The following is a 15,090-nucleotide window of genomic DNA, read 5'->3' as shown; positions in this document are numbered from 1 at the left end:
CCAATGCCCAATGCCCAGTCCCCAGTCCCTAGTACGATAGTAAACGTGACCTCTGAGCAATTATTCAAAAGCTATTTACAAATCAATGGATAAACGTTTTTTTAAAATGTTTGGGCTAACAGAAGAACAAGCGATCGCAATTATCGATACACCATTAGAACAACTCGAAGACGCTTCTGATAAGTATATTGCTGTTTCCCATCTGATTAATTATCCCACTGAGCAATCGATCGCGGCTTTGGTACGGGCGATTGAAACCAGTAACCCCAAGGAGTTAGACCACCGGATTGTTCGACGCAAGGCTGTGGAAAGTCTGGGGCGATTGCAGGCCGAATCAGCTTTACCTGTAATTCGGCAGTGTCTTAAAGATGATGATATTTATACTGTTGAAAATACCGTGTGGGCGATCGGGGAAATCGGGACTAAAGATCCAGAAATTCTTGAAGAAGTGGCACAACTGCTCGATAAACCAGGTCAAATCTATCGAGTGATTATTCACACCCTAGCTAACGCTAACTATCAGGCATCTCTAGAACGTGTTCGGAAATTTACCCAAGCTGAGGATGAACCTACCCGTAGTGCAGCGATCGCTACAGTTTGTCGTTTCACAGGTGACTATTCCCAAATCACTGAGGTGATGGCGCTGCTGCAAAGTTCTAGCGTCAATGCCCGGCGCGGTTGCATTCAAGACCTGATTGATTCACACTACTACAAAGCCATCCCAGAAATTGCCCGTTGTCCTGTATCTCTGGTGTTTCGGTTGCGAGGATTGCGGATGCTTTTGGATGCAGGCGTTCCTAGTGGTGAAATTACCTTTACAGAAATTCAACCTTATCTAGAGCAAGTACTCTACGATCATCCCAACGACCTTGATTTAGTACATGAGTATGACGCTACTCCTGTACTAGATTTTGTCATTAACGAACTTTACGAAACCGATTTTGGACGGTGTTATTTAGCGACAAAAACCTTACTGGATATCTATGCACAAGAAGCACCAGCAGCACTTCTAGCAACTTATTCTGACAAGGCATATAACGATTATGGCGCTCATTATCATGTGATGAAACTTTTCGGCTGGCTGAAATATGCTCCCGCCTACGATTTGTTAGTAGAAAACCTGTACAATCGCGAACCTCAGTTTCAGAAATCCCGTGCTGCTTGTGCGATCGCTCTTAGTGAATTAGGTGATTCACGAGCAATTATTGAACTCAAAACTTGCCTAAATACGCCAATTTGGGACTTGAAATATGCTTGTTTATTAGCGCTAAACCGCTTAGGAGACTCGTCCGGTCGGGAAATTTGCGCTCACGATGGTGACTGGTTAATTAGAGCAAAAGCGACGAGTACTCAATAGTTAGGAGTTATAAGTTATTGATATTTTAAATCATCTATAGGACTATGATTTGATTGCGTGAAAAAACTCCGTACAACTCGAAAAGCCTGATTCCCTATTCCCTATTCCCTACTCCCCACTCCCCGTCTATGTAAATAATTTCAGAAATCAAATATGATTCCTATAGAATAAGCAGAAACCTAATTGATTTCTGCTTATCTAACCTTGTCAAGATTTGGCCTTCAATTAGCATCTCATACCAATTCTTTGTGAAGCTGCACAAAATCAATCTTGGTGAGACAAGGGGTTTAAGCTCCTTGTTCGGGAGCAACCTCACAGATAATCGGTATCAGTTCATTTTTGCAAAGACTTTTTTCCTTAGATTTGTAATTAATGGCTTTTCAAAATAAGAATGGATTACGCATCCCATTACTACTGCTATTACAACAATTATAAATGCACCAACATTGTAATATATGCTGGGATTTTGGATAATGTATAAAATATTTAGTTTTTCTGTAAGTGTAGTGAAAATTTTGCTTATATTACTTAAGAAAAAATTATGCGTTAAATATATAGAATAAGACGCATTTCCTATATAAATTAGAATTGGTGGTATATTGATTGTCTTTGATACTTCTAAATAAACAGATCCTATAATAAGGATCATAAACGGAATACCGTAAGCTACTAATGAGGAGGTACCGGAAACATTAAATTCCCCATATTTTGTATTTATAACTGATAAAACCAACATAAAAATTGAAGCGTAAATTAATGATGCTGCAAATTTAAATTCGTATTTAGATATAGTATAGGCAGCTAAACAACCCAGTACAAACTCTAGATTATGTTCGTCAAATATAAACCTCGCTATAAAATTTTCGCCAATTGGTAATAAATCGAAAAAATTGAGAATTATGCCAATGATCCAAGCATAAATTATCGACTGGCTGATTTTTGTATTTTTCAATATTAGTAGACCGAATATACAGTAGAAAAAAACTTCATAACTAAGCGTCCAACTGACACCAATAAAAGTAATCTCTAGAATAGAACGGTCTTGGGGTAGCAAAAAGATAGCCTTGATAATTTCGTCTGCACTTCGCTGATAAATGCTATTTTGATTAGTATTAAATAGATAAACTAAAATTTTGATGGCTAAAATGCTCCAATATAATGGATATACGCGAATAAATCTTTTAAAAAAGAAAGACTTAAACTTATTCGGTTTTCCTATATCAAATTGATGAATATAAAATATAATGAATCCACTGAGTACGAAAAAAAAATCCACGCCTATCCAACCAAAATGAAATATTTGCAATAAATCATCTTGGTGCATTTCACGAAAAAGCATTCTATTCGCGTGGGTTAGAACGACCAGTATAGCAGCGACACCACGATATACTTGTAGCAAATTTAATTTTTTGTTCATAGCATTTCCAGGGTTAGTTGTAGTAACTGAATAAATCATTTAAATCAGTAAATGGCAAAGGTAGTCTGATTGTTCACTTTTCCCCTCAAGCAGTAACTTCACAAGTAGCAGAAATAGGAGGAGGTAATATTGTTTTACATCATCTTTGCTGAGTCGATTCACTTTGGTTTTAATTACTTGACTGAGGTATAAATATACTACCATGTAAATGAGCTGCCGCGTCAGGGAATATACAGTTAATGATAGATAATTAGGGACTCAGTAAGCGAATATAGCCCTGAGAAATAAACCCTTGAGTCGGGCAGATCAAGTTAGAAGCAGCGATAAGAGTTTGCCCAATTGAGGAACCGTCTGCTAACTGTGTTAGAGCAGATGTAGTTGTAATTAATAGGGTAATTAAGGATATTAACCCAATTAGTCTATAACTACGGTATCGATAAACGCTAACTTTTTTATAAGTTCAAGCCTGTTAAAACAATTAGGACTTACGTACATACGAACTCTTCTCTACCAAAGGCTCTGCGTAGCTTTTCGTAGAAAAGAGTTAGAGAAATTAAGCCTTTTAGCAATTTTTGCGTAAGTCCTGACAAGAATTCAGACACTTTCTGATTATTTGCTATTTCAAGCTGACTCGGAAAATATCAGGAAATTAAATTTGTCAAATTGGCAAGTTTATGAAATAAAAAAACTCATGAGTAGCATCTTCAGACTAATCTGAACAATGCTCTCACGAGTCACAAAAGTAGTTATTTAAACGGTTCAGGGCTTGCTAGTGGTGACTGCTTGGTTTAACACTAACTCTGGTTCTGGTGTCTCTTCTTCTTCTGGCAAACCGTAAATTGACCTGTACAACTTCACGTACTCTTTGGCAGATTGATTCCAACTAAAATTTTGACTCATGCCCCGTTTTTGGAGTTCTTGCCATTGCGGTTTGAAACGGAAGCCTTCCCAAGCCCGGATCATACAGGTAAAAAGGTCTAGTGGTTCATAACGGTCAAAGCAATAACCTGTGCCTGCGGCATTTTCGGGGTCATGATGGGTTACAGTGTCAACTAATCCACCTGTGCGGCGGACAATGGGCACAGAACCGTAGCGCAAAGACATCATTTGGCTAATACCGCAAGGTTCAAAACGACTAGGCATTAAGAAGGCATCAGTACCAGCGTAGATCCGGCGAGACAGGGCATCGTTATACAGTAAATAAGTTGCCATGCGTCCGGGAAAGCGGGATGCTAATTGCCACATCTGAGTTTCATAGTAGCGATCGCCTGTTCCTAACAGTACAAACTGTGCATCTGTATAAGATAGGAAGCGATCGAGGATTTGTAATATCAAATCAATGCCTTTTTGTTCCACTAATCGGGTCACAATCCCAATGAAAAAGGCTTTGGAGTTGACTTCTAACCCTAGTTCTTCTTGCAAAGCAATTTTGTTAGCCTTGCGTTTATTTAAAGTATCAGCAGTAAAGGTTTGGGTAATATATTTGTCACTTTCTGGGTTATAAACTTCAGTATCAATACCGTTGATAATCCCAGATAAATTCCCGCTAATAAAGGACAGCAAACCTTCTAATGTTTCACCGTAAGTAGGTGTCTTGATTTGTTCGGCATAGGTAGGCGAAACTGTATTTACTTTATTGGCAAATTGCACCGCCGCTGCCATTGTGTTGTGTCCTTGCATATACCAGGGACACCAAGTAATTCTCTCTAAATACCAACGCCACGGCCCTTGATAAGCCAGATTATGAATGGTAAACACTGTGCTGATATCAGGATCTTGGTGCATCCACACGGGAATCATACCCGTGTGCCAATCGTGGCAATGGATAATTTCTGGCTTCCAGTAATTCCAGGCAAACTCGGCTGCACCATTTGCAAACAAAGTGAACCGCCAATCTTCATCATCTCCAGAATAAATACGGCGGGGCATGAATGCGGGATGTCCAAATAAGTACAAGGGAACATCAGTACCAGGCAGAACACTTTCGTATACTGCAAAGTGCTGGAACATAGCATCTCCCCACCAGATGGGTTCATAGGGAATTTCCATTTTGTCTGGCAGGAAGCCGTAGTAAGGCAAGAATATCCGCACATCATGCCCCATTTCTCTCAGGACTTTGGGTAATGCCCCGACAACATCACCCATTCCTCCTACTTTCGCAATGGGTGCTGCCTCTGCTGCAACAAATAGAATCCGCATGGTAATTTTTGCTTCCCTGAGATTGTCAAATTAACTCTATGATCCCGACCAACGCGATATGTTGCATTAGGCACGTATGAGAGTGCAACGGCGATCAATTCTTATCTAATCACATCGGCTTGCCCAATTGCTTAGGAACCGCGCTGAATCACCGCAAAAATTTCTGACAAAATTTCTTGCGCTCCCTGTTGCCGCAACAGTTCTGCTAGTTCTATGCCTAGCCCTTCGGCATTGTTGGCTTTCCGAGTGACGGTATCTTTTACGAACTTTTGACCATCTACACTGGCGACTATCCCTGTTAAGGTCAAATTTTCACCAGATATTTCTGTATTTACACCAATAGGTACTTGACATCCGCCCTCTAGAGAACGTAAAAAAGAGCGTTCGGCGAGACAGCGATCGCGTGTTTGGGGATGTTCGATCACTTTGAGTAGAGATAGCAATTCACTATCATCAGCCCGGCATTCTATACCCAAGGCTCCTTGGCCAACAGCGTGGAGAGAGATATTTGCGGGGAGAATTTGATGAACGCGATCGCCCATTCCCAATCTCTCTAACCCTGCTGCTGCCAAAATCAAAGCATCGTATTCGCCTGCATCCAGTTTTGCCAACCGTGTAATCAAGTTTCCCCGCACATCTTTAAATGTAAAGTGGGGGAAGTGGTGACGTAACTGTGCTAACCGCCGTAGAGAAGATGTACCGATTACAGCACCTTGTGGTAAAGTATCGATTTGTTTATCTTTGTGCTTTTCATGCACCACTAATGCATCTGCTGGGTTTTCCCGTTCAGTAATTGCTGCTAGTGTTAACCCTTCTGGTAAGTGAGTTGGCAGATCCTTGAGGGAATGAACGGCAAAGTCAATCTCCTGATTGAGCATTCCGACTTCAAGTTCTTTAGTAAAAAGTCCTTTATCGCCAATCTTAGCTAATGCTACATCCAAGATTTTGTCGCCTTGGGTAGACATGGTGTGGACTTCAAAAGTGATCTCAGGAAAGCTTTTCTTTAGTTGCTCTTGTACCCAGTAGGTCTGAACCAGAGCAAGTTGGCTTTTACGTGAACCAATCCGAATAGTGCGTGGGGGACTATAAACTACTGAAGTCATAAAACAATATAATATCGCTGGCGATAAATTCACTCTCATCTAGACTACCGTAGTCAGGGACTCATACTAATTTTGGGTTTTAGATTTTGGATTTTGGATTACAATTCTTTACCAAAGGCTGGTTTGAGGAATCTCCAACACTACTACTTGGTACAGCATTTCGTTAAATTTGTAGCAAATTAAATTTGGCAATACCCTCCAATGCCAATGCGTCTACTAACAATGCCAATGCGTCTACTGACAATACTAATGCGTCTACTGACAATACTAATGCGTCTGCTGACAATGCCAACGCGTCTGCTGACAATGCCAACGCGTCTGCTGACAATGCCAATGCGTCCGCTGACAATGCCAATGCGTCCGTTGACAATGCCAATGCATCAGCTAACATTAAAAACGAACTCTTGAGTCCGCTGTTAAATGCGGTGTTCTAATTCAGCGTTGAGTGTTTGTAGCTATTTGTAAAGTTCTGAGTGTTGGATGGCGATCGCCTTGTTGCATTCAGCTAGTGACGAATGTTGATAAACTGGATATAGGACTTTCGGAATAGCAGAAGTCATGAGTGTTGCAAAATCCGCATCCCTAACCCTAGAAGAGTTTCTAAAGTTACCAGAAACAAAGCCTGCAAGTATTTATATTGATGGTGAAATTAGCCAGAAACCAATGCCGAAAACCCGCCACTCCCGACTTCAGGCTAAGTTGATTAATGGGATTAATGAAGTCACAGAGGAGAGGCAAATCGCTTATGCTTTTCCAGAGTTACGTTGTACTTTTGGTGGTCGGTCAATTGTTCCAGATGTGGCGGTTATTTGTTGGCAACAAATTGAGTTTGACGATAACGGAGAACCTGTAGGTGATGTGCTAATTGCTCCAAACTGGACAATTGAAATTCTCTCTCCAGATCAGAGTTCCAATCGCATTACAAGCAATATCTTGCACTGCCTAAAATATGGTTGTCAGCTTGGATGGTTGATTGATCCCGATGACCGCTCAGTTCTCGTTTTTCAACCACATCAACAACCAGAATTTTGTCATAAAGCAGATAGGTTGGCTGTTCTAGATGGTATTGATTTAGAACTGACAGTAGAAGAGGTATTTGGCTGGTTAAAGATGAAAGCCATTAAGGGTCGGCTTTGAGATATTCCTGTAATTGTTGAGTACGCAATTTGGTGGAATTTTCTAAACAACCAAAATAAATGGTTGGGGCAATACTTCCTCCCTCATATCTGCTTCTCTCAAACTCACAATTGGTATCTCGAAACTTGATCCATGCTATTTGTGCAGCAATCAATTTCTGTTTCCTAGAGCTTTCTAAGGTAGCTAGCAATTGTTGATAAACTTGATTCAGTTTTTTATCTGCATTCTGATAAGATAACCCCGTGCATTCATTAATTGCTGCTTGAGTTTGAGCATTATTGCAGTTTAACTTTTGAACTAAGCGCATTGGGAAATCAGGCGTTGTGCCTGCTATTGTCATGGTGGGGCTATCTAGACTGCTGAGAGTTAGCATACTTGCCAAAACTAGTAATAATTGACGCATAGCAAAATTTTTATTGTTTAAGTATAAACAAAAGATACCAAAATACGCGTCAGCATTGGTGTATTCCGACGCAGAATACTTCTGAACTTTTTACAAAAGGTAAACCAGCCGTCAGATGGAAGTCGAAATTTCACAACAATGCTAAAAAGGATTTGGTATTTTAGTGATCTAAGTTTAGCTTTTATATTTTATGAATCGTTCCGCCTGCCTCATTTTCAATCCAGTTGCGGGTCAGGGTGACCCAGATTTAGAACTAGCAGAAATTCGGACAATATTAGAGCCAGAGATTGACCTAGATATTTATCTCACAACTGAAGAAATCGACGCTGACGAACTGGCCTATGCAGCGGTAGCGAGGGGTGTAGATGCAATCATTGCTTCGGGGGGAGATGGCACCCTCTCAGCGGCGGCAGCGGCTTTAGTAAGTACTGAGATTCCATTTGGGATCATTTCTAGAGGAACAGCAAACGCTTTTGCCACAGCTTTAGGAATTCCTGACACGATCGCAGCTGCGTGTCACACAATTTTACAGGGAGGAACCCGCAGTGTAGACGTAGCCTATTGCAACGATCAACCAATGGTACTCTTGGCAGGTATTGGCTTTGAAGCTGAAACTGTAGAATTGGCAGACCGAGACGCCAAGAATCGCTTTGGGATGATGGCCTACGTCTTAGCTGGAATTCAGCAACTAAGAAACTTAAAAAACTTTGATGTTGAAATTGAAACTGAGGACAAAATAATTAAAACTAGCGCCTGTGCAGTAACAGTAGCAAATGCTGCACCTGCCACTTCTGTCTTAGCTCAGGGCCCAGCAGGTCTGGTTTATGATGATGGGTTACTAGATTTAACGATTGTAGCTTCAGTTAATAAGGCAGGAGCGATCGCTGCTACATTTCATCTATTTCAAACGGCTTCTACAGGTAACGCCGTAGATCGGGATGATATTGGCTTCCTGCGAGCCAAACAATTTAAAATTACGACTAATCCACCACAAAAGGTTGTTCTAGATGGTGAAATAGTGGGCACAACTCCAGTAGAAATTAAGTGTGTTCCAGCAGGCTTAAGAATTTTTGTGCCATTAGTAGAAGAAGTTGAGCCTACTGAAAAACTAGAGGGACTGCCCAACTTGATTATTGAGATGAAAGACACAGTAGGAAAATAAGGGTGTAGGGCATGGGGAAAGACTTGCTACAATCTTGCTCCCCTGTCCCCTTTAATAGAAGATTCAGGAGTAGGTTGCATTGAAACTTGTATCTGATCCAGCGATCGCTAACAAAATTAGTAAAATGAATCAGCGGGTACGGTGGCAAGATCCGTTAATTGTGGAACGGAACATCGACCAAACTCGGCTGGTGTTGGAAGATGGTCAAACAGACAATTCTGAGTTTTCATTTTTAGTTGTAGGTGATAGTGGTTCCGGCCAGCACCGGGGACACAATCCCCAGCGACAGGTGGCTGAACTGATGCTGCCCCATCACAACGAATCCCGTTTTATGCTGCACATGGGGGATGTGATCTATTTAGTGGGGTCAAGTGAATACTACCACCAGAATTTCATCCAGCCTTACCGAGAGTTTATCTTGGGCGGAGAGCATCCCAGACGGATTGCCTATGACCAGATGATTTTCAAGCTGCCCATTTTACCTGTACCGGGAAATCACGATTACTATAACTTGCCGATTTTATTGAGCTTGGCATCTCTAACAACATTACCCCTTCGTGGGCTGTTGCGATCGCGCTTAGACCTAGATGTGGGCTTGCATGGCTCAGGAACGGGTGACGCTTACGCACGGGCATTTCTGGACTATCTTAAGGCGTTTCAACTTCCAGGAGAGTTAAATCATCATTTAGATCAGTACTACACAGCCAAGACAGATACAGGTCGTTGTCTTAGCTATGAACCTGGGCACTTCACCCGCCTTCCCAATCGCTACTATACTTTTCGCTATGGCGGTATAGATTTCTTTGCCTTGGATTCTAATACATTTAACGATCCACCACCGCTACCTAAAACCAAACAAGGCGATGCCGATCGCAAACTTTTAGAAAAGCGCCGTGAAGATTTAGAGCAAGAAAAGCTGCAAATCGTTGAAACCTCAGCCAAGCTTCATCCAGAAAACCCTACAGAAGCCGACCAATTAGACGACTTCCACGCCAAGCTGTCACAAATTGAAGAAATTATTGTTGATATCGATAAGCAATTAGCTGCTGATAAAACAACGCTGACTGATACTGAACAACTGGAGTGGCTGAAGCAAAGATTAATTGAATCTTGGAATACTGCTGAAGTTCGGGGAAGGGTGATTTATTTCCATCATCCTCCCTATGTAACTGAGGCGACAAAGTGGCAACAAGCGCAAACTCTGATAATTCGCGATCGCCTCCGTAGTGTGCTGGATGCGGTAGCTAAAAAAATAGGTTCCCTAACTCAGGGGCGTCCTTTGGTTGATTTGGTATTAAACGGTCACGCGCACTGCTTGGAACACCTGGAAACAATGGATACGGGACATGCTGATTCTCATATCCACTGGATTATTTGTGGTGGTAGCGGGTTTAGTTTGCGGCGCCAGCGGATTGAGGGAGCAGATTTGATGGAGACTTTTGGCAATGAAAATAGATTAGTGGCGCGATCGCATCTCTTCATTGGTCGCAACGGTCAAGGTTTTCAGAAGCGACGACCTTACTCAGGTTTACGCATTGACGTTAAAGGCGAACATCATCCCAAGTTCATTGTCCGTCCCTTAGTTGCTGAATGGCATCAGCGGCAATGGCATAATCGGGAACTTGAGCCGTTGATCATCTAGTAACATAATTCTGGAAATATTAGCCCATATGAGTAGAGACGCAATGATTGCGTCTCTAATAACCGCCTATTTAGCCTTATTACGTGTAATTACACACAGCAAAAAGGATGGTGTTAATTAAATTACTCCTGGACCTCTACCGCGTTTGTCACCCTTTTCGGTCAACTTACCTTCCTCGTCGTCTTGACTAACTTCTGCAAGTTCTTGAATACGTGCTGCCTTTTCTTCTGCTGCTTGTTGGCGTGCATCACCCGGTTCTTCGTAGTACATTTCCGGTTCAATTGCATAGTTGTTAGACAAACCTTCTTGGTCTACGGTATAGCCGTCAGTGGTGCGTATACTTTCTGAATCAGTTTGATCATCGGTAGATGCATCTGCCTCCTTTTCTTCTGTGGGGAGTGTTTTGTACTCATCTCCTTCTCTTTCCATTCGAGCAGCTACTTCAGCTGGGATAATGCCGCGATCGTATGTATTTACTTCGGCTCTATCAGATGAATCTATACCTTTGTTAACTCCTTCATTAGCCATAAATTATGTCCTCTTAAAGAATGTATTAAATAACTTCAAAAACCAGATTAGGCTGTTTTTCATCTCAAATCTACTATCTTTAGAAGTGATTTAAATTTAAAAATAATGTTATATTCTCTATCTTTGGATGTATCCAAAAAAACTAATATTAAGTCAGGTTAAATACTGATAATTTACATTAATTGCGTAGAACAAGGGTTTTGGCTGAAGTTGACACTGACACCAATGAACATTATTTTGCCCCTACTGCCTTTTGCATGTAAATAGGATATGTTACAAAATTCTCTACTTTTTAGACAAGTCGGGAATGTGAACCTTTGGATTGGATATATTTAATTAGCGAACCATACCCACTACTGCGCTGAGGCTAGTACAGCTTCGTGTAAATCCTAGTTACCATCTCAATTAACAAGACAAGGGGCTTAAGCCCCTTGTTAAATATAGATCAACTTGCGCCATAGTGTACTACTTTAATGGTTTGGAAATTTATCCGCCTAAAAACTGGCTTTTCAATGATTGAATTTCATCCCCTAATTCTTGCCGAGTTGAAGCCTTGAGGAAATAACGAAAAATGAACCATGTGGCGTAACTAATTCCAACTAACTCAAAGAGTGGTGATAGTAGTGGAGTTCCATTGATTGCATTCAGGACTGCTAGTACTATCTTGACTGTAACAATCGCCGCCACAATTAAAGCCACAGTTATTAGAGGCTGCTTGTAGTCCTTAAAAAAGCTACTTAAGTATTCGGGTAATTGCTCCAAAAATTCAGAAACTTGTCTGCTAATTTGCTGCAATTGAGATTCCGGTTCAGCTGCTGGTGGTAACTTTGGCAAGTTTGCTGTATCTACACCTTCAAGTGCTAGCGTACCTTGTGATAAGGAGGCATTGATGGATTCACGTTGTTGTTCAGTTTCCATAGTTTTTATTTTTGGGAAGTACAAGAGTTTCTATAACTGACTGAGCGTCAATAAATATAATTATTAAGGTCGTCAGTTGTCAATTATTAATGGTCAGTATTGAGTATAACTGACCACCAATAATGAGTAGGAGCATTTAAATTTATTTATGCCTACCTACTCACACAGATTTGTTGTTATCTACCTTATTTTTTCGGTGCGAGAACAGTTGCTTTAACAACTACACTTTTGACACCTTTAATTTGTTTAGCTAAAGGTTCAATTTTACCTAACTCCTGCTGATTGCTCACAGTTCCGGCGACAGTGACAGTTCCATTCTCTGCGGCATCAACTGTTAGTTGACTCTTAGGTATATTAGCCTCTAACTTAGAGCGAACTTCACTTTTTAGGTCACCTTTGGCTCGTTGTGTATCACCACCAGTGATATTACTGCGCTGTTCGCGGGCGCGAATATCCTCATTTAGCTGTCTTCTGCGGACATCACTTTGTGCGTCTTGTTGAGAAGCTTGTGTTGTTTGTGCAGTCGGCGTTTGGGGAGCTTCGTTAGGATTATTGGGTGCAGATTCACTTGTTTTAGAAGCGTTATCACAAGCAGCAACACCAAAAACTAAAAGGCCACTAATTAAAAAAGGAGTTAGCTTTTGCATATGTTGAATTCGGAATCGCAAAATGAAAGTTGTTGAGTTTATTGATTTTCACGGCAGAAGTGAGGAGCAAGTTTACTTAAATCCGGAGCAAAGTTTTCAACTTCTTACTCCGGCAATTTTGGGGAACTAGTGTGAGTGACAACTACTTTAGCTTAGAGTGTTTCATCACGGCGGTCAACAATGACTACGGCAGGATCATCTGTATAAGACCCTGTTGAGTAATTGGTGCGATCGCTATTAACAACTGGTGTGCCGTAATCGGTTGCTCGATCTAAACTTGGGCGATGTTCACCGGGATCAGTGCCATCATAAATCGCAAATTCTTCAATCCCTCGACGTTTAAGAATAACTTCAGCTTGGTGGATTTCAGCTTCATTAGCATCGATAATTATTAAGTAGTCGCCTCTTTGGAAGCGATCGCCATAAACTCGCGCCTTATCTTCAGGAATTCCCAAGCCAACCAGTGCCCCAACAATACCCCCAGCTGCTGCACCTATAGCACCGCCTGCTACTGTTGTCGCCAAAGCTGTCGCTGCTGCCCCACCCAAAATTACAGGTCCAATTCCAGGAATTGCTAAAGTCCCAAGACCTACTAATAAACCAGTCAAACCGCCTAGTACTCCGCCTGTAGCTGCTCCAGTTTTTGCGCCGTCGTCTGCTTTATTACCTGCACCTGCGGTTCTATCTACATCTACACCTGCGATCCCCTGACCGTTTGCATCCTTAGCAATGATCGAGACTCTACTCATGGGGAAACCAGCATCTCGCAAATCTGTAAGTGCTGCTTCTGCATCTCGACGATGAGAAAATACTCCAATTGCGCGTCTCTCTACACCACTACGAGCCGCAGTCGGAGTTGGAGTTACATAATCAGTGGAAGTGGAAGTTGGAGCTACATAACCAGTGCTTGCATTTTTTGTAGCATCTGGGTTGTCATAAATGCCAAACTCTTCCACACCCTGCTGACGTAAAATTGCTTCTGCTCTAAGAATTTCTGTATCTGTGCCATCTATGATGACTAAATAGTGTCCTCGTCTAACGCGTTCGTCGTAAACTTTAGCTCGTTCTTCGGGAATTCCTAAACCAACCAATGCACCAAGCAAACTGCCAGCTATTGCACCAATACCAGCTCCAGTCAGCGTAGTAGCTAGGGTGGTTGCAGCAGCTCCAGCTAGCATAATTGGCCCGACTCCAGGAATTGCCAAAGTACCAAGACCAACTAATAAGCCAGTCAATCCGCCTAAAGCAGTGCCTGTAACTGCTCCGACTTTAGCACCTTCGTCAGATTTGTCACCGACGCGATCGCTCACTTCAGCGCCAGCAATATCATCTTTGTCTCCATCTTGCGTAATAACAGAGACTCTATCCATGTCAAAGCCAGTGTTTTTCAATTCATGTAGGGCATGTTCAACATCTCGACGATTAGAAAATACACCTACACCACGTTTATGTACACCTACAACCATTATTTTTTCTCCTCAGCAAAAATCAATTATTTACTTACAAACAAATTTATAGCTGGTAATAACCCGAATGTCACTAAGAAAAGATCAAACCCTTGTTAAGGCTGGGTGTAAGCGAGAGGCTACCACCCACTGACTCGCTCGGATCTTTGATTTCACGTACTAATTCTTGACCGTGCAACCCTTATTCTTTTACACCCTTACAGCCAAAACTCAACAATATTTAAGGATTTACGCTTTTTTTAGTACCATTGGACAATAACCCTTATTAATACATGTTTATGTTTCCTTTTCATCAATCGCTTGGAAGAATTTTTCTCTCTATCATCAGACATAGGTGATTTTATCTAAAGACTAAAGATAAGTAAAAATTTCTTGGATAAAATATATTTTTTTTATAAAAAATATTAAAAGATTTTATTTATCAAAAACTTTTTATTTTTTAGATAACAACTTTATTTGTAAAATTAACTACATTTACGTTACAAAACTATTGATTAGATGAAATACGCGGTAAGAAAACACAGCTATGCATCGGTGACAGCTTAAGGAAAAATCTGCTTTGTTTTAAGGTTTTGCCCTTACACCTCCCCAATATTTTCAATGGGTGAGGGTTTGCTACAAGAAAAGCTTACCCGATAAGTTCCCCGAATTCTAACTAAGGATTCGGGGTTAGGGGATGAAAGCAACTGAACAACGCTTGTTAGCATTAACTTTTACATTAAGTTGACACCAATAACATTGTTGTGCTTTTATCATCTGGTACTGTAACAGACCCATTTCAAACCTGCTATATTTGTAGATGCATTTTTATAAAATTTACTTTTGTTAAGAATATTTTATTTTCTTAAATATTGAATATATACGACTCATATTTGATTTTTGAAATACATGTAGGGAAGCCAGTGCATTGTGAACTTTTCCAAAGTTGTAGCAACTGGTGAACCAGCGCACCCAAGTTGGTTTTCAACAACGTACCTTACATATACTTAGATTTTTTAACACAATCAAATTGGATTCCTGTATGTGAAAAAATCACCAAATATCACATTATTTTTTTACCAAAAGAGTAATAAAAATATTTATTTTGATTAAAATACGACTTTTGGTAAAA

At 40.9% G+C, this 15,090-nt stretch carries 13 protein-coding genes; 5 read left to right on the top strand and 8 right to left on the bottom strand.

Going from position 1 to position 15,090, the window contains the following annotated elements:
• The first annotated feature begins 85 nt into the window (after positions 1 to 85).
• Complete coding sequence (locus tag V7K46_RS04605) at positions 86 to 1,357, top strand: HEAT repeat domain-containing protein (protein ID WP_335111457.1); 1,272 nt, start codon at positions 86 to 88, stop codon at positions 1,355 to 1,357.
• A gap of 328 nt (positions 1,358 to 1,685) precedes the next feature.
• On the opposite strand, the gene V7K46_RS04600 is transcribed toward V7K46_RS04605, so the two are convergent.
• The 3 genes from V7K46_RS04600 to hemC all read right to left on the bottom strand — a co-directional run bounded on the left by V7K46_RS04600 (position 1,686) and on the right by hemC (position 6,076).
• On the bottom strand, positions 1,686 to 2,774 hold the full coding sequence (locus tag V7K46_RS04600; protein WP_335111456.1) for an acyltransferase family protein: 1,089 nt from the start codon (positions 2,772 to 2,774) through the stop codon (positions 1,686 to 1,688).
• Positions 2,775 to 3,533: 759 nt separating this feature from the next.
• On the bottom strand, positions 3,534 to 4,973 hold the full coding sequence (gene glgA / locus V7K46_RS04595; protein WP_335111455.1) for a glycogen synthase GlgA: 1,440 nt from the start codon (positions 4,971 to 4,973) through the stop codon (positions 3,534 to 3,536).
• Positions 4,974 to 5,104: 131 nt separating this feature from the next.
• Positions 5,105 to 6,076 carry a hydroxymethylbilane synthase gene (hemC, locus tag V7K46_RS04590; protein ID WP_335111454.1) on the bottom strand — a complete coding sequence of 324 codons (972 nt, stop codon included), beginning with the start codon at positions 6,074 to 6,076 and terminating at the stop codon, positions 5,105 to 5,107.
• A gap of 185 nt (positions 6,077 to 6,261) precedes the next feature.
• Here hemC and V7K46_RS04585 point away from each other — a divergent pair, with 185 nt between their 5' ends.
• The gene (locus V7K46_RS04585; RefSeq protein WP_335111453.1) at positions 6,262 to 6,510 is read left to right on the top strand and encodes a hypothetical protein; all 249 of its coding nucleotides are present in this window, start codon (positions 6,262 to 6,264) and stop codon (positions 6,508 to 6,510) included.
• Between the two features lie 124 nt (positions 6,511 to 6,634).
• Positions 6,635 to 7,213 (top strand): Uma2 family endonuclease, encoded by a 579-nt coding sequence (locus V7K46_RS04580; protein ID WP_335111452.1) that lies wholly within the window; start codon positions 6,635 to 6,637, stop codon positions 7,211 to 7,213.
• Here V7K46_RS04580 and V7K46_RS04575 read toward each other — a convergent pair.
• Positions 7,197 to 7,616, bottom strand: a complete 420-nt coding sequence (locus V7K46_RS04575; protein WP_335111451.1) for a lysozyme inhibitor LprI family protein — start codon at positions 7,614 to 7,616, stop codon at positions 7,197 to 7,199. The genes V7K46_RS04580 and V7K46_RS04575 overlap by 17 nt on opposite strands.
• A gap of 190 nt (positions 7,617 to 7,806) precedes the next feature.
• Here V7K46_RS04575 and V7K46_RS04570 point away from each other — a divergent pair, with 190 nt between their 5' ends.
• Positions 7,807 to 8,778 (top strand): YegS/Rv2252/BmrU family lipid kinase, encoded by a 972-nt coding sequence (locus V7K46_RS04570; RefSeq protein WP_335111450.1) that lies wholly within the window; start codon positions 7,807 to 7,809, stop codon positions 8,776 to 8,778.
• Between the two features lie 79 nt (positions 8,779 to 8,857).
• Positions 8,858 to 10,420 carry a metallophosphoesterase family protein gene (locus V7K46_RS04565; protein WP_335111449.1) on the top strand — a complete coding sequence of 521 codons (1,563 nt, stop codon included), beginning with the start codon at positions 8,858 to 8,860 and terminating at the stop codon, positions 10,418 to 10,420.
• A gap of 117 nt (positions 10,421 to 10,537) precedes the next feature.
• Here the strand turns inward: V7K46_RS04565 and V7K46_RS04560 are convergent, their stop codons facing one another.
• The 4 genes from V7K46_RS04560 to V7K46_RS04545 form a co-directional block, all read right to left on the bottom strand.
• Complete coding sequence (locus tag V7K46_RS04560) at positions 10,538 to 10,948, bottom strand: hypothetical protein (protein ID WP_335111448.1); 411 nt, start codon at positions 10,946 to 10,948, stop codon at positions 10,538 to 10,540.
• 486 nt (positions 10,949 to 11,434) lie between these two features.
• Positions 11,435 to 11,866: a CAAD domain-containing protein gene (locus V7K46_RS04555; protein ID WP_335111447.1), complete on the bottom strand. Its 432-nt coding sequence runs from the start codon at positions 11,864 to 11,866 to the stop codon at positions 11,435 to 11,437.
• Between the two features lie 185 nt (positions 11,867 to 12,051).
• Positions 12,052 to 12,513 (bottom strand): BON domain-containing protein, encoded by a 462-nt coding sequence (locus V7K46_RS04550; RefSeq protein ID WP_335111446.1) that lies wholly within the window; start codon positions 12,511 to 12,513, stop codon positions 12,052 to 12,054.
• Between the two features lie 152 nt (positions 12,514 to 12,665).
• Positions 12,666 to 13,979: a histidine kinase gene (locus V7K46_RS04545; RefSeq protein ID WP_335111445.1), complete on the bottom strand. Its 1,314-nt coding sequence runs from the start codon at positions 13,977 to 13,979 to the stop codon at positions 12,666 to 12,668.
• Positions 13,980 to 15,090: the final 1,111 nt, after the last annotated feature.

This window comes from Nostoc sp. (genome assembly GCF_036917395.1).
Taxonomy (GTDB): Bacteria; Cyanobacteriota; Cyanobacteriia; order Cyanobacteriales; family Nostocaceae; genus Nostoc.
Note: the sequence above shows the minus strand (reverse complement) of the source record. Positions and strands in the feature narration are given on the sequence as shown.

Bases quoted from the DNA above. Each gene is read 5' to 3' on its own strand.
- V7K46_RS04605 (WP_335111457.1), top strand. From the start codon at position 86: ATGGATAAACGTTTTTTTAAAATGTTTGGGCTAACAGAAGAACAAGCG.
- V7K46_RS04600 (WP_335111456.1), bottom strand. From the start codon at position 2,774: ATGAACAAAAAATTAAATTTGCTACAAGTATATCGTGGTGTCGCTGCT.
- glgA (WP_335111455.1), bottom strand. From the start codon at position 4,973: ATGCGGATTCTATTTGTTGCAGCAGAGGCAGCACCCATTGCGAAAGTA.
- hemC (WP_335111454.1), bottom strand. From the start codon at position 6,076: ATGACTTCAGTAGTTTATAGTCCCCCACGCACTATTCGGATTGGTTCA.
- V7K46_RS04580 (WP_335111452.1), top strand. From the start codon at position 6,635: ATGAGTGTTGCAAAATCCGCATCCCTAACCCTAGAAGAGTTTCTAAAG.
- V7K46_RS04575 (WP_335111451.1), bottom strand. From the start codon at position 7,616: ATGCGTCAATTATTACTAGTTTTGGCAAGTATGCTAACTCTCAGCAGT.
- V7K46_RS04570 (WP_335111450.1), top strand. From the start codon at position 7,807: ATGAATCGTTCCGCCTGCCTCATTTTCAATCCAGTTGCGGGTCAGGGT.
- V7K46_RS04560 (WP_335111448.1), bottom strand. From the start codon at position 10,948: ATGGCTAATGAAGGAGTTAACAAAGGTATAGATTCATCTGATAGAGCC.
- V7K46_RS04555 (WP_335111447.1), bottom strand. From the start codon at position 11,866: ATGGAAACTGAACAACAACGTGAATCCATCAATGCCTCCTTATCACAA.
- V7K46_RS04550 (WP_335111446.1), bottom strand. From the start codon at position 12,513: ATGCAAAAGCTAACTCCTTTTTTAATTAGTGGCCTTTTAGTTTTTGGT.
- V7K46_RS04545 (WP_335111445.1), bottom strand. From the start codon at position 13,979: ATGGTTGTAGGTGTACATAAACGTGGTGTAGGTGTATTTTCTAATCGT.